The following is an 18472-nucleotide window of genomic DNA, read 5'->3' as shown; positions in this document are numbered from 1 at the left end:
AAGTGATCAGCCGCCTTTTCTTTATGAGTTACGGTTGCCTGTGAACCGGGCCGCATCTGCCGCCGCCCGTCGTATGGCGTTGGATTTATGGACGGTTTCCATATATTCGGCCTCGGGGTCGCTGTCGTAGACAACGCCGCCACCGGCTTGGATATAGAGCTTGTGATCCTTCACGATGGCTGTACGCAGGGCGATGCACATATCCATGTCGCCGCCCGCACTGAAATACCCAACACCGCCGCCATAAACGCCGCGCTTTTCGGGCTCCAGCTCATCAATGATCTCCATCGCACGGACCTTGGGCGCGCCTGACACGGTGCCCGCGGGCATCCCGGCAAAGAACGCATCCAGCGCGTCTTTGTCTTCGGCCAGCTCTCCGACCACGTTTGAGACGATATGCATCACGTGGCTGTAGCGTTCGATGATGAACTCTTCGGTTGGGCGAACAGTGCCGATCTTGGCGACGCGGCCGGTGTCGTTGCGACCCAGATCCAGCAGCATCAGATGCTCGGCCAGTTCCTTTTTGTCGGCCAGCAGGTCAAGTTCGTTCGCCTTGTCCTCTTCCGGAGTCGCGCCACGCGGACGCGTACCGGCGATCGGGCGGATCGTCACTTCGCTGCCGAAGACGCGCACCAGAATCTCGGGGCTGGCACCCACGACCTGAAAGCCGCCGAAGTTGAAATAGAACATGAAGGGCGACGGGTTCGTGCGGCGCAGCGACCGATAGAGCGCAAAAGGTGGAAGCGGGAAGTCCTGCGTCCAGCGTTGGGCCGGGACGACCTGAAAGATATCACCCGCGCGGATGTATTCCTTGGCCTTTTCAACCGCTTCCATATAGCCGGATTTGGTAAAATTCGACACTGGCGGGGCAACCTCATGCGCTTCGCCCAGATCGCGTGTTTCAGCAGGCATGGCGCGTTCCAGATCACGCACCGCGTCCATCACACGCTCGGCTGCCTGCGCATAGGCGGCCTTGGCTGACTGGCCATCGGTCACCCACGCCGGGGACACGACGGTCACTTCGCCCTTCACGCCGTCCAGCACCGCAATGACCGAGGGGCGCTGCATGATGGCATCCGGCAAGCCCAGCGGGTCGGGATTCACATCGGGCAGATACTCGACCAGACGGACCATGTCATAGCCCAGATAGCCAAACAGACCAGCCGCCGCTTGGGGCAGATCATCGGGTAGGTCGATGCGGCTTTCCGCCAGCAGCGCGCGCAGGTTGTCCATCGGATTGCCGTCTTGCGGCGTGAAGGCTTCGCCATCGAACCGGGCCGAGCGGTTCAGCTCGGACTCCTCGCCCCGACAGCGCCAGATCAAATCGGGCTTCATACCGATGATCGAGTAGCGCCCGCGCACTTCGCCTCCGGTGACCGATTCCAGCACAAAGGCATCTTTCTGCGCGCCTGTCAGTTTCAACATCAGCGAGACAGGTGTGTCGAGATCGGCCGCAAGCCGCGTATAGACGACCTGGTTTTCGCCCGCTTCATAAGCGCGCGCGAAGCTTTCATATTCGGGTGTCAGGGCCATTTGGGTCTCGTTTAATAACTCGCCTGCACGGCGTTCAGGGCCTGCTGGTCGACAACCGGGCGCGCGCGGGTTTGAGCGTCGCGCACATAGGCATCAAAGATGTTCTGCGCCAGCGCCTGATTCATCTGCGCGGCCAAAGCGTCGCTCAGTTGACGCAGCTCATCGCTTTCGGCCGGGGGCAGAACCTCGTCCAGACGGACGATCAGGGCAGTTCCTTCGCCGCCAATGACGCGCAGTTCGCCCGGCTCCATCTCGAAGACTTCGTTCATGAAGTTTGCTGGGACATCATCCAGAAAGGCGGTCCGTGTCAGGGCGTTTTCCACGCGGAACGGCAGGCCGGTGGCGGTGAAATCGCCATCTGTTGCCAGGGTGGTGACAACAGAATTGGCCTGCTCTTGCAGTGCCTTGGCGGTCTCGGCGGCAACCCATGCAGCGGCGACGCGGTCACGGGCGCTGTCCAGAGGCTCTGGGCGTGGGGCCAGCTCTTCGTTCAGACGCAGGGCGAAGATCGATCCGTCCTCGAGAAAGTCGATCTCGGGGAAGTCGCCTTCGCGCACGGCCTCAGCCGCACTGCGAAAGCCGTCATAAGCGGCGACTTCATCCACACTGTCGCGGGTCCAGTCGATTTGGCCCAGCTCCATATCGGTTTCCTGTGCCAGCTCTTCGAGCGTAGCGCCACCGGCAAGCATATCGTTGATGTCTTCGGATTGCGCTTCGATCAGACGCCGCGCACGGTCCGAGGCCAGTTCTTCCCGCAGGGCAGGCTCAGCATCCTCGAACGGGACGTTGTTGGCGGCCAGCGAACCGTTGATGCGGAACAGCGCCGGGCCGAACACGGAGGGCAGAGGGCCAACGACCGAGTCCAGCTCCGCTGCAAAGACCTCATCCGCGGCCTCGCCCAGATCGTCGCGGGTTACGTCGCCCAGATCAATGTCGCTCAGCTCAAGCTCGCGTTCGCGCACGAGTTGCTCGAAGGTTGTACCGCCGACCTCAAGCTGGGCTTTGGCGTTGTTCGCGGAGCCCTCATCCGGGAAGTTCAAGCGTTCGACCAAGCGGCGCTCGGGCTGCTGATACTCATCGGCGCGCTCATCATAGAGGCGGCGCAGCGTGTCCTCATCTACCTCGACCGTATCCAGCAGCATTTCCGGAGACAGGATCGCATAGGTCAGACGCTTGGTGCGGGGCAGGATGAATTGGTCGGTGTTCTCGTCGTAGTAATCTTGGATTTGCGCATCGGTCGGATCGCCGACTGGTGTTTCCAGCGCGTCCGTGCCCAAAGTCGCCACGGTAAAGCTACGGCGCGCGCCGATGTAATTTGTCAGAGTTTCGGTTAGCGTCGCAGGCATTTCGACGCCCCCGATGATCGCGCCCTGTACGATGGTGCGCGAGGATTCCTTTCGCAGGTCCGATTCGAACTCGGTATCTGTCATCCCGATCTGTTCCAGCTGAAAGCGATAGGCTTCGCGGTCGAACGTGCCGTTCACGCCTTGAAAGGCCGGGATCGAGACGATCTCGTCTTGCAAGTTCTCGTCGCCGATGGACAGGCCCAATTGACCGACCTCATTGTCGAGAGCGGCTAAGGCGGTCAGACGGGACAGGGCGAGCTGTTCCAGACCCAGCTCGCGCGCCTGAGACATCTGCAGGGCTTGGCCGGTCTGCGCCTCAACTGCGCGGATTTCGCGTTGAAGCTCGCGGACATAGGCGTCGACCGAGATACTCTCATCCCCGACCTGCGCAACCGTGCGGATGGTGCCGGTCAGGCTGGTGGCGCCAAACCCTGCGAGGCCTACGAACAGAAGGCCCATCAGAATCCAGACAAAGGTTTTCGAGATGCTGTTTTTGCCTGCGGCCATGATGCCCTCTTACTGCTTGCCCTGTTGGTTGCGGCCCTGAATACGACGGGCACCGCCGGGGGGCAAGCTTAGAAGGACAGAGCCTGCAACCGGTCGAACAATTGGACGATCCCGGCGCGGTCTAGATTGGCGAACGCGATGCGCACCTGACGTTTTCCGGCCGGGTCATGATCAGGCATGAACATGGTGCCGGGCAGAAGCAGGATGCCGGCCTCGGGCACCAGTCTTTGCGCCAGCTCGTCCGACGGGAGGTCGAATGGGTGTTCGAGATAGGCGAAATAAGCGCCGAGTCCCAGCAGGCGCCACCCTTGGGCCTCGAGCTGAGGCATGCCTTCAGCAATCGCGGCGCGGCGGTCGAGGATTTCGTCCCGCTCTCCGGCAAGCCACTGCGACAGGTTCTGCATGCCCCACAGGGCGGCAAACTGGCCGATCTGACCGGGGCATATGGCGACGGTGTCTAGAAATTTCTCGGCCTCGGCCAGCAGGCTTGCGCTGGTTGCAACCGCGCCGACGCGATGTCCGGTCAGGCGGTAGGCTTTGGAGAAGGAATAAAGATGCACCAGCGTCTCATCCCAGCCGTGCTTTTGGAACAGGTCATGCGGAGGACCGCTGCGGCTGTCAAAATCGCGGTAGGTTTCGTCGACCAGCAGGCGAATACCTGCATCGCGCGCGAGATCGTAGAAGGCGCTGACCAGTTCGGCCGGGTATTCGACGCCGCCCGGGTTATTTGGGGTCACCAGAGAAATGGCGCGGGTTTTTTCGGTAATCAAAGCGCGCGCCGCCTCTGGATCGGGCAGCAGATCGTCGCCCGTGGGCAGGTCAACGGCCCGCACGCCTGCCATGTCCAACCACATTTTATGATTGAAATACCATGGGGTTGGGAGGATGACCTCATCCCCCTCGTCGGTGAGCGATGAAATCACAGCTGAGAATGCCTGATTGCAGCCCGACGTTATGGCGATCTGATCTGCTGAAACCTGCCCGGCATAGTGATTGCTGATTTCCGCGGCCAATTCGGCGCGCAGATCGGCATTGCCGAGCACTGGCCCGTAGAGATGGGCGCTGTCTTCGTTTACAGCGAACTCTGCCATGGCCTCCCGCATGGACAACGGCGGAGGGTCAACCGGTGCAGCCTGGCTAACATTGATCAGGGGCCGGTTATCAGGAAACACGACCCCGTCCAACCAACGCCGCGCCTCCATAACTGGAGGGGGGAAAGTGGACCGAGTGCGTGTTTGGGACATGGCAGAATCTTTGCGAGGCTCTGCCTCGCGCTCCGAGGTATTTTTGAACAGAAGAAGTTAGTCGGTGCCGCGATAAGGCTCGACATATTGCAGGGCCATATCCCAGGGGAAGAAGATCCACGTGTCCTGGCTGACTTCGGTGATGAACGTGTCCACCATGGGGCGGCCTTTGGGCTTGGCATAGACGGTGGCGAAATGCGCCTTAGGGTACATCGCGCGCACCAGTTCCAGCGTTTTGCCGCTATCGACCAGATCGTCGATGATCAGAACGCCTTCACCATCGCCCATCAGATTTACATCTGGTGCCTTCAAAACTTCGGCTTCGCCTTGTTCCTGATGGTGATACGAGCGGACGCTGATTGTGTCGACGGTGCGGATGTCCAACTCGCGGCTGACGATCATGGCAGGGGCCATGCCGCCGCGGGTGATCGCAACAACAGCGCGCCACGCGCCATCATCCGGGCCTTGACCATCCAGCCGCCACGCCAGAGCGCGCGAGTCGCGGTGAATTTGATCCCAACTGATGTGGAAGCCTTTTTCGTGGGGCAGGCGGTCTTTGGCGCTCATTTTGTCTTAACCCTTTTCAACGTCCGGGGCATCGACGGCTTTCATGCCAACGATGTGATACCCCGAATCCACGTGCAGATTCTCACCGGTGACGCCGCTGCTGAGGTCAGACAGCAGATACAGGGCCGAGTTGCCCACATCGTCGATCGTCACGTTGCGGCGCAGGGGCGAATTGTATTCATTCCACTTCATGATGTAGCGGAAATCTCCGATGCCGCTGGCGGCCAGTGTCTTGATCGGGCCGGCGGAAATCGAGTTAACGCGGATACCGTCCTTGCCCAAATCTTCGGCGAGATACTTGACCGAAGCCTCAAGCGCAGCCTTGGCGACACCCATCACGTTATAGTGTGGCATGACCTGCTCGGCACCGTAATAGGTGAGCGTAATGGCACTGCTGCCCTCGGACATCATCTTTTCGGCCCGCTGCATCACGGCGGTGAAGGAATAGACCGACACATCCATCGTCAGTTTGAAGTTCGCCCGGCTGGTGTCGACATAGCGGCCGCGCAGCTCATTCTTGTCTGAGAAGCCGATGGCGTGGACGACAAAATCCAGCTTGCCCCATTTCTCTTCTAGTGAGGTGAACAGAGCGTCGATCGAAGCTTCGTCGCTCACGTCGCAGGGCAGGACGATTTCACTACCGAGTTGCGCTGCCAGAGGGTCGACACGTTTTTTCAGAGCATCGCCCTGATAAGAAAAGGCCAGCTCGGCCCCGGCGTTGGACAAGGCGCGGGCGATTCCCCATGCGATTGATTTGTCATTGGCCAGTCCCATGATGAGGCCGCGTTTTCCGGCCATCAACTGATTTGACATGATTGGTTCTCCGCCTGTCGTCGCGTTATGTTGCGACGGGTTTATGCCATTGACTGCCCTGCTTCAAGGCCGTGTGGTCTTGCCCGCGGCGGGTAATCGCCCTAGGCTTCCGTCAAATACTTTCCAGGGGATGGAAATGACCGAGCGTGATGGCATTTTTGCTGGCTCCGATCCGTTTGAAATAGCGGCGCGGTGGCTGGGTGAGGCCGAAGAGAATGAACCGAATGACCCGAACGCGATTGCCCTGGCGACCGTTGATAAAGACGGCATGCCGAACGCGCGCATGGTACTTTTGAAAGACATCGAGCCGGAGGCCTTTGTTTTTTATACCAACTATGAAAGTGCCAAAGCGGCTGAGTTGGATCAGGCTGAAAAAGCCGCTTTTGTCATGCATTGGAAATCTTTGCGGCGTCAGATTCGCGTTCGTGGTATAGTCAGTCGGGAAAGCGGGCCCAAGGCCGATGAATATTACGCGTCACGGTCGCTGAAAAGTCGGCTGGGTGCTTGGGCGTCTAAGCAGTCGCAACCCTTGAGCAGCCGAACGGCCCTGATGGCCGAGGTTGCCAAGGTGACAGCAAAACTTGGAGCCAATCCACCGCGCCCTCCGTTTTGGGGAGGATACCGGTTGGTTCCGACTGAAATTGAATTCTGGGCCGACGGCGCATTTCGCCTGCATGATCGGTTCAGATGGCGGAGGGCTGATCCGGGTTCCGCTTGGGATGTGCAGAGGTTAAATCCATGACGTTCACGTATCGCGAAATGCAACAGACCGAAATCAAAGGTTTTTTTCAGCTTGAATTTGCCTGCCATTGCCATAAAAACCGAAACCTTAACGCACTACTAAATCATTCGATGGGAACACCGTGCCTGAAGACCTGAACAACATGTACCGCGTTCGTGGACACGTAAAATGGTTCGATCCCGCAAAGGGATACGGGTTCGTTGTGTCTGATGAAGGCGGCCCGGATATTCTGTTGCATGTGAACGTGTTGCGGAATTTCGGGCAGAGCTCGGTCGCCGATGGGGCAGGCATCGAGATCATGACCCATCGTACGGATCGTGGTGTTCAGGCGGTCGAAGTTGTTGCTGTCGATCCTCCGGTGCGCGCCGACTCGATGATGTTGGCCGACTTTGCCGAGCTAGATCCGGCGGCGATTGCGGCGGCGCCTTTGGAAGCTGCTCGGGTGAAATGGTTCGACAAGGGCAAGGGATTCGGATTCGCCAATGTGTTCGGTCGGGATGAGGATGTGTTTTTGCATATCGAAGTTCTCCGCCGTTCCGGACTTGCCGATCTGCAGCCGGGCGAAGCGCTTGCCATGCGGGTGATTGATGGCAAACGGGGCCGCATGGCGGCTCAGGTCTTGGCTTGGGAAGCGGCGCTGGATCACTAACACCATGATGCGGTTTTGGGCTTCTCTGGCAGTATGCGTGACATTTCTGGCAGAAAGCGTGGCCGCCGAATGTCGTCCTGACCGGGTAGAGTTGCGCAACGATCAGACTCATGTCCGATTTGATGTCGAACTGGCTGTGACCGGTCCCGAGAAATCGCGTGGGCTGATGTTCCGCGAGCACTTGCCGAACCGGTCTGGCATGCTCTTCGTCTACGATCCACCGCAACAGGTGGCGTTCTGGATGAAGAACACACTGATTCCTCTGGATATGATTTTCGTCGACCAGGCGGGTGTCGTGACTCGCGTGCATGAAGGTGCGATTCCCGGTGATCTGACCCCGATTGAAGGGGGTGGCGACATCTTTGCCGTGCTTGAAATCAACGCCGGTTTGTCCGCGCGTTACGGCATTCAGCCCGGCACCCAGATGCGGCACGAAATTTTTTCACAAGCGAGTGCGATTTGGCCCTGTTAGGGCTTTTCAAATCAGATCAGCATCGTTAGGTACGGCGCACGGTCCGGGGCGTGGCGCAGTCTGGTAGCGCACCTGTTTTGGGTACAGGGGGTCGTAGGTTCGAATCCTGCCGCCCCGACCACTTCTTCACTTATGTTGGTGAACCACCCATCGCTTGGTAGAGCGCGCTCAGCGCTTTATCCAGCGTTTTGCTTTCAACGGGAACTTCGACGGTCGCGCCGTTTTTCTGCGGCACTTGGAAGAACAGCCGCGCATCCACGCGGTACCCGCCAGAGGTCTTAGTTGAGGTCATGCGCATGATGCTCTGCGGCAGATCCTCGGGCGAGCCATCATAGCTGAGAATCAAAAAAGCTGTAGTGTCCGGAGGTAGAAACTCGCGGCACTCATAAGAATTGGCGTCGATCTTCAGGAACGTCTCACCGAGGCCTTCGCAACTGGTCTGAAAGGTTTCGAACAACCTGTCGGGGTAGGTGCTGAATTGAGCGCTACGCGACGCGGTAGGCAATTCTTGCGCTGTGCAGGCCACAATCAGGGCGCCTATCGGGGCGAAGTGAAGCAACTTCATCGTTTTGCCTGCTCTTTGTTCAATGGGTTGACGCGAGGATATGGCCGAAAGGCCACAACATGATTCCCTGCCAGCTTAGCCAGCACAGGTCTGGATGATCAAACCCGGATAACCATGCTGGTAAAAAAGGCAATTTCATCTGGCCGGTTTTGCGATCGGCGTCGTCTCGCCGTGGATCATTCTGTGGAGGAATCAGATCGCCCAGCACCCGACAAACAGGTCAACACAAAAGATTTCAAAAATGACTTAAAAAGGTCGTTGACCTGATATGCAAAGATACGCCAGATTGTATGGGCCGAATATGACGCCACTACATCTGGTATGAAAGCCGGGGAGGGCGCAGGGCAGGGACGGAACGCACACGAGTACATTTGTGCAACCGCAGCGGCGGTATCGCGCTCATACGGGCAGCGGGTGGTCCTTTGCGTCTGTCAGGTTCGGCATTGCTGGTGGCTTTGCATTTCCCAAGCCGCAGCGAGGGTTGACGGACATTAAAAGGCGGCGGACATGAAGATTGAAAGAAAATTTACCAAATCAGGGCAGGATGCGTATGCGGACCTCGATTTCGTCTCGGCAACGTCCGAGATCCGAAACCCTGACGGCACAATTGTTTTTCGTCTGGACAATATCCAGGTCCCCTCAAGTTGGAGCCAGGTGGCCAGTGATGTCATCGCACAGAAATACTTCCGTAAGGCGGGCGTTCCCAGCAAGCTGAAGAAGGTCAAAGAAAAGGATGTACCTGAGTTCCTGTGGCGCTCGGTCCCGACTGACGATGCCGAGTTCGAAGGTGAGACATCTTCGAAACAGGTGTTTGACCGTTTGGCAGGCGCTTGGGCCTATTGGGGTTGGAAAGGCGGTTATTTCTCAACCGAGGAAGACGCGCGCGCTTACTTTGACGAAATGCGCTACATGCTGGCGACTCAACGCGCCGCGCCGAACTCGCCGCAATGGTTCAACACGGGTCTGCACTGGGCCTATGGCATCGACGGCCCGGCGCAGGGGCACCACTATGTCGACTACAAAACCGGCAAACTGACCAAATCGAAATCCGCATATGAGCATCCGCAGCCGCATGCGTGCTTCATCCAGTCCGTCGATGATGATCTGGTGAACGAAGGCGGCATCATGGATCTGTGGGTGCGCGAGGCGCGCCTGTTCAAATATGGCTCGGGCACCGGCACCAACTTCAGCCACCTGCGTGCAGAGGGCGAAGCGCTGTCGGGTGGTGGCAAGTCCTCGGGCCTCATGGGTTTTCTCAAGATCGGCGACCGCGCCGCTGGCGCGATCAAATCAGGCGGGACAACTCGTCGAGCAGCAAAGATGGTAATCGTCGATGCGGATCACCCGGACATCGAGCAATTCATCGAATGGAAGGTGATCGAAGAGCAGAAGGTGGCCTCGATCGTTGCCGGATCGAAGATGCACGAGAAGATGCTGAACGGCATTTTCGAGGCCATCCGCAGCTGGGACGGCGCGCAGGGCGATGCGTATGATCCCAACAAGAATGACAGCTTGAAGAAAGCGGTGCGCGAGGCGAAAAAGGTCGCGATCCCCGAGACTTATATCAAGCGCGTGTTGGACTATGCGCGGCAGGGACACGACAGCATCGAGTTCCCCACCTACGACACGGACTGGGATTCGGAGGCCTATAGCTCGGTCTCGGGTCAGAACTCGAATAACTCGATCCGCGTGACCAACGCGTTTCTGACCGCTGTTGAGAAAGACGCCGATTGGGAGTTGATCAACCGCACCGACGGCAACGTCGCCAAGACCGTCAAGGCACGCGATCTGTGGGAAAAGGTCGGCCACGCAGCATGGGCCTGCGCCGATCCGGGCATCCAGTTCCATGATACGGTCAACGAGTGGCACACATGTCCCGAAGACGGTGAGATTCGCGGTTCGAACCCGTGCTCGGAATACATGTTCCTTGACGACACGGCGTGTAACCTCGCGTCGATGAACCTGCTGACATTCCTGCAGGATGGTGAGTTTCAGGCTGTCGACTACATGCATGCGGCGCGCCTGTGGACCCTGACGCTGGAAATCTCTGTGACCATGGCGCAGTTCCCGTCGAAGGAAATTGCGAAACTCTCCTATGATTTCCGTACCTTGGGTCTGGGTTATGCCAATATCGGCGGGCTGCTGATGAACATGGGCTACAGCTATGACTCTGACGAGGGCCGGGCCATCTGTGGCGCGCTGACCGCGATCATGACGGGCGTGGCCTATGCGACCTCGGCTGAGATCGCCGGAGAGCTTGGGCCGTTCAAGGGCTATGAGCGCAACGCGGACCACATGCTGCGCGTCATACGTAACCACCGCCGTGCTGCGCAGGGTGTGGCTAATGGATATGAGAAACTGGCCGTGAAGCCGGTACCTCTGGATCACGGTAACTGCCCGGACAAGCGTCTGGTCGATCTGGCCATGTCGGCTTGGGATGAAGCGTTGAGCCTTGGTGAGAAGAACGGTTACCGTAATGCGCAGGCGACTGTGATCGCACCAACCGGCACCATCGGTCTGGTGATGGATTGCGACACAACGGGAATTGAGCCGGACTTTGCGCTGGTGAAATTCAAGAAACTGGCCGGTGGCGGCTACTTCAAGATCATCAACCGCTCGGTGCCTTCGGCGCTTGAGAAGCTGGGCTATTCCTCGTCTCAGATCGAAGAGATCGTGGGCTATGCCGTCGGTCACGGCACCATCGGCAACGCGCCGGGTATCAACCACACATCGCTGACCGGTCACGGCTTTGGTCCGAATGAACTGGCCAAGGTGGATGCGGCGCTGGAAAGCGCCTTCGACATCCGGTTCGTCTTCAACCAGTGGACTCTAGGTGAGGATTTCTGCACCGGCGTGTTGGGCATCCCGGCGACCAAGCTGAATGACCCGACCTTCGATCTGCTGCGCCATCTGGGCTTTACCAAGGCGGATATCGACGCAGCGAACGACCACGTCTGCGGGACCATGACGCTGGAAGGCGCGCCGCATCTGAAGGAAGAGCACTATTCGATCTTCGACTGCGCCAACCCGTGCGGTAAGAAAGGTAAGCGTTTCCTTGGGGTTGATAGCCATATCACCATGATGGCGGCTGCGCAGAGCTTTATCTCGGGCGCGATCTCGAAGACGATCAACATGCCGAATGACGCGACCATTGAGGATTGTCAGAAGGCATACGAACTCAGCTGGTCGCTGGGTGTGAAGGCCAACGCGCTGTACCGCGACGGCTCGAAACTGTCGCAGCCTCTGGCGGCGGCGCTGGTCGAGGATGACGACGAAGCGGCAGAAGTTCTGGAAAGCGGATCGACGCAGGAAAAAGCTGTCGTTCTGGCCGAGAAGGTGATCGAGAAGGTTGTGGTCAAGGAAATGATCCGCAGCCATCGTGAGAAACTGCCGCATCGCCGCAAGGGTTATACCCAGAAGGCGATCGTGGGCGGCCATAAGGTCTATCTGCGGACTGGTGAGTTCGAAGACGGCAAGCTGGGTGAGATCTTCATCGACATGCACAAGGAAGGCGCTGGCTTCCGGGCGATGATGAACAACTTTGCTATCGCAGTGTCGGTCGGCCTGCAATACGGTGTACCGCTGGAGGAATTCGTCGACGCCTTTACGTTCACCAAGTTCGAACCGGCCGGGATGGTGCAGGGCAACGACTCGATCAAGAACGCGACGTCGATCCTTGACTACATCTTCCGTGAACTGGCCGTGTCCTATCTGGATCGCACCGATCTGGCCCATGTGAAACCCGAAGGCGCGAGCTTCGATGATCTGGGTCGCGGGGAGGAAGAAGGCGTTTCGAACGTTTCCGAGATCAGTGACACTGCGGCGTCCAAGTCCTTGGAAGTGCTGAAGCAAATCAGTTCGACAGGCTATCTGCGGAAACGCTTGCCGCAGGATCTGGCGATGTTCAACCCGCAGGCGGAGCTCAACGGTATGTCCGAACCGGCAGCCGCGTTTGAAGCGTCGGCGGAAACGGCCGTAGCGACCGGCATGGACGCACGGACCAAAGCCAAAATGCAGGGCTATGAAGGGGACCCCTGCGGCGAATGCGGAAACTACACGCTGGTGCGCAACGGCACCTGCATGAAGTGCAACACCTGCGGCGCGACAAGCGGGTGTAGCTGAGTTTAGCGCCCTGGCAACCCGGGGTGCAGGGGTCGGTCGCTGCCTTATGTACCGGCCCCGACGAATACGGAGCGTGGCGCTGAGACTTACCATCAAAGCCATGTTCCACTCGGCCGACATGCCCGTGTTGGCCGGGAACAGGGTGGGGCGGAATATTGCTCCCTCCCACTCTTTCACGGGGCGGGTGCGCTCGCCCCATGCGCAGTCCAGGCCGCAGGCAAAAAAATACCGGGCGGTCAACGAAATGAGCCTGGAAGGCGAAACTGACAGGGGGCTTCGGCCCCCTTTCTTTTTGTCCAACGACCGGCCGCTAAGCTGAGTTTTGCCAGATCACCTCAAAACCGTCGGGCAAGTTCTGCCGAGGCGCGATGGGGGATTTTTGCCCGGCAACAAGCCGCAGAGGCGACTCGGCCAAACACGCGGAGATTGGCGCGAAGTGGCCTCGATCTCGCTATACGGGTGACGGTGGCTCGGTCCTGAGGTTTCTTGCGCTCGTCCGGACGCAAAATCCAAATATTCACTCAGGAGGCAAACTTATGACACCGAAATATCTGACCGCTCTCGCGGCTGTAGCACTCGCAATGCCCACTCTGGCCACTGCACAATCGGCAGCCGACGCAAATGGAGATGGCGTGTTGACCATCGAAGAGGTTCAAGCCGTCGTGCCCGAGGTTAACGCCGATACGTTCTCGGCCATGGATGCAAATGGGGATGGCGCATTGGATGCGGATGAAATCGCCATTGCGCAAGAAGCCGGTCTGCTGCCCCCAAGCAACGGCTGATTGCTGAATTAGACAGCGGCCCGAGTAATATCGGGCCGCTTTTCAATTTCTTACAGTGGCAAGTGAATGTTGAACTTGGCGCGAATTTCCGCGTCCAGCAGAGGGTCGAAATTCGCTGCAGACGGGCTGGATAGGATTTCGTTTTTCCGCGCGACGGCTTTTTCGATCAGGTCAGGCTTGTCCAATTCGGCCCATTCCTTGGGTGAGGTGCGGTCGCCGAATGTCGGGTACACATAGTCCGCCTGCATCCGGCTGAGCGTTGCATCCGTGCCGAGATAGTGGCCGGGCCCGCCCATACACACCTCGGCGATTTGATCCAGCGCCAGGGTTTCGTCCGACACCTCAATTCCACGCACGCAGCGTTGTGCCTGTCCGATCAGGTCATCGCCCAGGATCAGGCTCTCAAGGCAGAACCCGAGAAGGGACGCGTGCATACCGGCAGCCTCGTAGATCATATTGGCGCCGGATAAGCCGGTCATGACGTTTGAACACATCTGCTCCCATCCGGCCTGCATGTCGGGCAGTTTCGAATCCGACGCTCCGGCAGCGGTTCCACCCGGAAGGTTGTAGAAATTATGCATCTGGGCGCATCCCGCGCTGAGCAGCGCCTGTTCGCCCGATCCCACGGACATCGCCCCAGTGCGGAGGTCCAGACCGAAGGGCCAAGTGCCAAACACGGCAGGCGCGCCGGGCACCACGGCGTTTACGTAGACCAGACCGGCCAGGCATTCCGCGGTCGCTTGAGTGATTGCCCCTGCGATCGTCGACGGTGCAGTTGCTCCGGCCATGCCAGCCGACAGCAACAGGACCGGCATCCCAGCTTTGATCACCGCTTCCATGACCTCGCAGCTTTCGGTTGCGAATTTCATGGGCGGCACAACAAAGCAGTTCGAGTTCGAGATGAAAGGACGTTCGCGCCATTTATCCTCACCGCCGGCGATCATGTGGATCATCTCCATCGCCGGGGCGACGTGGCTGGGTTCGGTAAAGGAGGTGCCGATATGTTTGAAAGTACCCGCGCATGCCGCGTAGATCGTGTTCAGGTCCATCTCGAGGTTGTCGGCGATGTCACGACACACCATGGGGCGCTGAACGAAGTGGATATTGTCTAGCTGCTCGCAGATGCGAGAGGCATCGTGCAGGTCCTGTACGGTCGAGTCGCGGTAGTTTCGCCCATCCACGTCGACCATGCTGACCGCGGCACCTGCCGTGCCGTAATGAACCTTCGTCCCACTCAGCTCCAGATCGGTCTTGCCGTTTCGACTATACAAAGTGACCGAGCGGTTTGCTTTGGCGATGGTGTCTTCGACCAATGCCCGAGGGAAACGAATGCGCCCGTCTTCACCAAGACTGCACCCAGCGCCCACCAGATAGTCGATCCCGCTTTGCGGAGCGTCCGCCAGCCCGATGGTTTCCAGAGCCTGAAGCGCCGCTTCGTGAATACGCTCCATCTGCGCTTGGGTCAGAGGCTTGTAGGTGCCGCCCTCCATCCCCGGGCGGACCGGGCGCAGGTGGTCGGGCAGGGCTGCGGCACGGGCGGCACGACGCGCTGCGCGTCCGCCAGTTCTTGCAGAGCTGCGAGTTTGTTCGTTCATTGTGGGTATCCGATTATTCAGGTGATTGAGATTGCGATCAAAATCAGACCTGTGCTGGGCGTCCCCGCGCGGCACGCCCACGATCCGCGCCAATCGTGCGGCTGATCAGACGTATTTTCCAAACTTCGTTGTGCATTCAGTTCCTCGGACTTGCAGCCCCATCCTGAGCAGCGGTAGATTTAAGTCTGTTCTGTTTGCGACCTCGCTGTCAATTATGTTGCTTTCTCGGTCGCGTGACGTTTGCCCATTGTCTTTTCCACAGGACTGCTTTTATTGTGTCCGAACGGGCATGGCGATTTTGACGCCCATAAGTCCCGCTTTTTTGAGTTTCGCTGCTGTGCCGCATGTGATGATCCATCTTTCACGGCATGGCAGACCGATTGTGCCCCGATCGGGGCAATGGAGTGCCTGAGCCCGGAAAATTCCGGGCGAAAGGAATAAATGGGCAGGCGGCGACCAAGATCGCGCTTGTCGGAGAAGAACCGCGATGACGCGCGCGCAACGTTTGAGAGACCGGGCAGGGGGCCACAGCGCCAGACCCTGCCGCGCGCCGTCTGATATCGCCCGTACAAGACACCTCCCCAAAAGTGCCTGTCCGCCTGGATGGGTCAGGACAACGCGTTTGGCGCGGTGCATCAAGGACACATGGCTAAGAAAATGCTTATCGATGCCACCCACGCCGAGGAAACTCGGGTTGTGGTGGTTGACGGAAACAAGGTCGAGGAGTTCGATTTTGAATCCGAAAACAAACGCCAGCTCGCTGGCAATATCTATCTAGCAAAAGTTACCCGCGTCGAACCGTCTCTGCAGGCGGCGTTCGTGGACTATGGCGGCAATCGCCATGGTTTCCTGGCGTTTTCTGAAATTCACCCCGACTATTATCAGATCCCCGTCGCCGACCGTGAGGCGCTGATGGAGGAAGAGCGCGCCTATGCCGAGGCGATGAAGGCGCGTGATGAGGCCGAGGAAGCCAAGCCCAAAAAACGCCGCTCGCGGTCGCGCAGCAAGGCAGCAGACGTCAAGTCGAACGACCCGGTCGAGACATTGGATGTCTCGTCCGAGCCGACGGGTATGGAGACCATTGATCTCGACGACAGCGAAGAGAACGATGATCTGACAGTGCCCGAGGGGACCTCTCCGATGGAGACGGTTGCCGAGACACCGGTGGAAGAACCCTCTGAGGATGAAGCGTCTGAGGCCACTGACGCCCCGGCTGCCGAGGAAGAGACTGCTGAGGTTGAGGCCGTTGAAGTCGAGACCGTCGAGGCGACCTCGGATGAGCAGGCGGAAACCGAGGCGGAAGACCAGCCAGAAGCGGCAGCTGAATCGGAAGAAGCCGATGCTGACTCTGAGGAAACCGCGGAGGCGGAGGCTGAGGCAGAAACCCCTGAGGCCGAGCCTGCCGAAGGCGACGACTCGAACGACGAAGAGAAAAAACCTGATGCGACCGCCAAGGATGATTCGATTGAGTCGGTCGCCGATGAGGACGACAGCGAGGATATCCGTCCTCCGCGCAAGCCGCGCCCGCGTCGCTACAAGATCCAGGAAGTGATTAAAGTGCGCCAGGTTCTGCTGGTGCAGGTCGTCAAGGAAGAGCGGGGCAACAAGGGTGCCGCGCTGACCACCTATCTGTCGCTGGCCGGTCGCTACTGCGTCCTGATGCCCAATACCGCACGTGGCGGCGGCATCAGCCGCAAGATCACCAATGCGCCCGACCGCAAGAAGCTGAAGGAAATCGCAGCCGAGATCGACGTGCCAACCGGCGCGGGCCTGATCATCCGGACCGCAGGGGCCAAACGCACGAAATCCGAGATCAAGCGCGACTATGAATACCTGCAGCGCATGTGGGAGCAAATTCGCGAGCTGACGCTGAAGTCCATCGCGCCCGCAAAAATCTATGAGGAAGGCGACCTGATCAAACGGTCGATCCGTGACCTCTATAACCGTGATATCGACGAGGTTCTGGTCGAAGGCGAGGGCGGTTACCGCATCGCCAAGGACTTCATGAAGATGATCATGCCTTCTCACGCCAAGAACGTGAAACGGTATGAAGACGCGTTGCCTCTGTTCGCGCGCTATCAGGTGGAAAGCTATCTGGCCGGGATGTTCAACCCGACCGTGCAGCTGAAATCCGGTGGCTATATCGTGATCGGTGTGACTGAGGCGCTGGTGGCGATCGACGTGAACTCGGGCCGGGCGACCAAGGAAGGCTCGATCGAAGAAACAGCGCTCAAGACCAACCTTGAGGCGGCCGAGGAAGTGGCGCGCCAGTTGCGTCTGCGTGACCTTGCCGGTCTGATCGTCATCGACTTCATCGACATGGACGAGCGCAAGAACAACACTGCGGTCGAAAAGCGCCTCAAGGACAAGCTGAAAACCGACCGCGCGCGCATTCAGGTGGGCCGCATCTCGGGCTTTGGCCTGTTGGAGATGAGCCGCCAGCGCCTGCGCCCCGGTATGCTTGAGGCGACGACTCAGCCATGCCCGGCCTGTCATGGCACTGGTCTGATCCGTTCGGACGACAACATGGCGCTGTCGATCCTGCGCCAGATCGAGGAAGAAGGCACCCGCCGCCGCTCACGCGAGGTTCTGGTGCGCTGCCCGGTCAGCATTGCCAACTTCCTGATGAACCAGAAGCGCGAACATATCGCCCAGATCGAGGCGCGCTACGGTCTGTCCGTGCGCGTCGAAGGCGACATGCATCTGGTCAGCCCTGATTTCTCGCTTGAGAAGTTCAAGACCGCCAGCCGGATCGTGCCCGAAGCGACCGCTCCGGTCGTGTCCGTCGATGCGTCACTGATGGATCTGGTTGACGCAACCGAAGAGGAAGAGGCCGAAGAAGAGGCGGTTCAGGCCGAAGAAGAATCCAAGCCCAAGCGCAAGCGTCGTCGTCGTCGCCGCAAGAAGGGCGGTAACGATCAGCAAGAGGCTGAGGCATCGGAAACGGCTGAGGACACGGCTGCCGACGCTCCCTCGGACGAAGCCCAGAAGGAAGACGTTCCTGAGGCATCGGACGAGGACGAAAAGCCGGCCAAGCCCAAGCGCCGCCGTGCGCCGCGTCGCAAGAAGAAAGATGTGGAAGCCGAAGCGCAGGATGCCTCCGAACAGGAGGCTGAGGCCAAGGAAGACGCCCCAGCGGAAGCATCCGATGTGATTGCCGAGGCTGAGGCTTCTCCGGAACAGGCGGAAGAGGGTCCGGCGGACGTTGCTGAGGTTGCAGAAGCCACACCGGAACCGGCTCAAGACACCGAAGAACCTGCTGCTGAGGCCGTCGAAACGGCAGAACCTAGTGAGGCGGTGGAAGCAGAAGAACCGGTCGACGCTCAACCGGCTGAGGAGCCCGCTCCGGTCGAAGAGGTTGCCGAGGCTGAAGCCGCATCTGCGGTGGAAGAAGCCCCAGCCGAACCCGTTCTGGAAACGGTTTCGGATGAGCCGGAAAAACCGGCTGAGCCACCCAAGCCAAAACGGCGCGGCTGGTGGTCGCTCGGAAGCTAAAATGAGAAGCTAAAATGAAAAGGCGGGCTTGAGGCCCGCC

Annotated in this window: 13 protein-coding genes and 1 tRNA gene; 7 read left to right on the top strand and 7 right to left on the bottom strand. The window is 59.1% G+C overall.

Annotation, left to right across the window (positions count from 1 at the left end; all coding sequences use genetic code 11):
• Window positions 1–21 precede the first annotated feature (21 nt).
• From trpE to fabI, 5 genes are all read right to left on the bottom strand, one after another.
• A complete protein-coding gene (gene trpE, locus ACR3FB_RS09045) occupies window positions 22–1533 on the bottom strand; it encodes an anthranilate synthase component I (protein ID WP_480564482.1) in 1512 nt (503 codons plus the stop codon).
• An 11-nt stretch (window positions 1534–1544) separates the two neighbouring features.
• Window positions 1545–3386: a SurA N-terminal domain-containing protein gene (locus ACR3FB_RS09040; protein WP_480564485.1), complete on the bottom strand. Its 1842-nt coding sequence runs from the start codon at window positions 3384–3386 to the stop codon at window positions 1545–1547.
• Between the two features lie 68 nt (window positions 3387–3454).
• Window positions 3455–4630 carry an aminotransferase gene (locus ACR3FB_RS09035; protein ID WP_480564489.1) on the bottom strand — a complete coding sequence of 392 codons (1176 nt, stop codon included), beginning with the start codon at window positions 4628–4630 and terminating at the stop codon, window positions 3455–3457.
• A 57-nt stretch (window positions 4631–4687) separates the two neighbouring features.
• Entirely contained in the window at window positions 4688–5197 is a 510-nt protein-coding gene (gene gpt, locus ACR3FB_RS09030; protein WP_170717921.1) for a xanthine phosphoribosyltransferase, read from the bottom strand.
• A 6-nt stretch (window positions 5198–5203) separates the two neighbouring features.
• Window positions 5204–6010, bottom strand: coding sequence for an enoyl-ACP reductase FabI (gene fabI / locus ACR3FB_RS09025; RefSeq protein WP_170458428.1), 807 nt, complete (start codon window positions 6008–6010; stop codon window positions 5204–5206).
• 136 nt (window positions 6011–6146) lie between these two features.
• Between fabI and pdxH the strand changes: the two genes are divergently transcribed.
• From pdxH to ACR3FB_RS09005, 4 genes are all read left to right on the top strand, one after another.
• Window positions 6147–6752 carry a pyridoxamine 5'-phosphate oxidase gene (gene pdxH / locus ACR3FB_RS09020; protein WP_480564493.1) on the top strand — a complete coding sequence of 202 codons (606 nt, stop codon included), beginning with the start codon at window positions 6147–6149 and terminating at the stop codon, window positions 6750–6752.
• Window positions 6753–6873: 121 nt separating this feature from the next.
• On the top strand, window positions 6874–7401 hold the full coding sequence (locus tag ACR3FB_RS09015; protein ID WP_170373801.1) for a cold-shock protein: 528 nt from the start codon (window positions 6874–6876) through the stop codon (window positions 7399–7401).
• A 4-nt stretch (window positions 7402–7405) separates the two neighbouring features.
• Window positions 7406–7873 carry a DUF192 domain-containing protein gene (locus tag ACR3FB_RS09010; protein ID WP_480564497.1) on the top strand — a complete coding sequence of 156 codons (468 nt, stop codon included), beginning with the start codon at window positions 7406–7408 and terminating at the stop codon, window positions 7871–7873.
• 44 nt (window positions 7874–7917) lie between these two features.
• Window positions 7918–7994 (top strand) — tRNA-Pro (locus ACR3FB_RS09005).
• A gap of 9 nt (window positions 7995–8003) precedes the next feature.
• Here ACR3FB_RS09005 and ACR3FB_RS09000 read toward each other — a convergent pair.
• The gene (locus ACR3FB_RS09000) at window positions 8004–8438 is read right to left on the bottom strand and encodes a hypothetical protein (protein ID WP_480564500.1); all 435 of its coding nucleotides are present in this window, start codon (window positions 8436–8438) and stop codon (window positions 8004–8006) included.
• A 507-nt stretch (window positions 8439–8945) separates the two neighbouring features.
• On the opposite strand from ACR3FB_RS09000, the gene ACR3FB_RS08995 reads away from it, so the two are divergent.
• Together ACR3FB_RS08995 and ACR3FB_RS08990 are read left to right on the top strand one after the other, a co-directional pair.
• On the top strand, window positions 8946–12560 hold the full coding sequence (locus ACR3FB_RS08995; protein ID WP_480564503.1) for a vitamin B12-dependent ribonucleotide reductase: 3615 nt from the start codon (window positions 8946–8948) through the stop codon (window positions 12558–12560).
• A 536-nt stretch (window positions 12561–13096) separates the two neighbouring features.
• Complete coding sequence (locus ACR3FB_RS08990) at window positions 13097–13342, top strand: EF-hand domain-containing protein (protein WP_170373797.1); 246 nt, start codon at window positions 13097–13099, stop codon at window positions 13340–13342.
• Window positions 13343–13392: 50 nt separating this feature from the next.
• On the opposite strand, the gene ACR3FB_RS08985 is transcribed toward ACR3FB_RS08990, so the two are convergent.
• Window positions 13393–14937, bottom strand: a complete 1545-nt coding sequence (locus tag ACR3FB_RS08985; protein WP_480564506.1) for a trimethylamine methyltransferase family protein — start codon at window positions 14935–14937, stop codon at window positions 13393–13395.
• Between the two features lie 645 nt (window positions 14938–15582).
• Between ACR3FB_RS08985 and ACR3FB_RS08980 the strand changes: the two genes are divergently transcribed.
• Window positions 15583–18432, top strand: coding sequence for an Rne/Rng family ribonuclease (locus ACR3FB_RS08980; protein WP_480564509.1), 2850 nt, complete (start codon window positions 15583–15585; stop codon window positions 18430–18432).
• The last annotated feature ends 40 nt before the right edge of the window (window positions 18433–18472 follow it).

It is taken from the genome of Ruegeria sp. AO1 (assembly GCF_056535985.1).
Note: the sequence above shows the minus strand (reverse complement) of the source record. Positions and strands in the feature narration are given on the sequence as shown.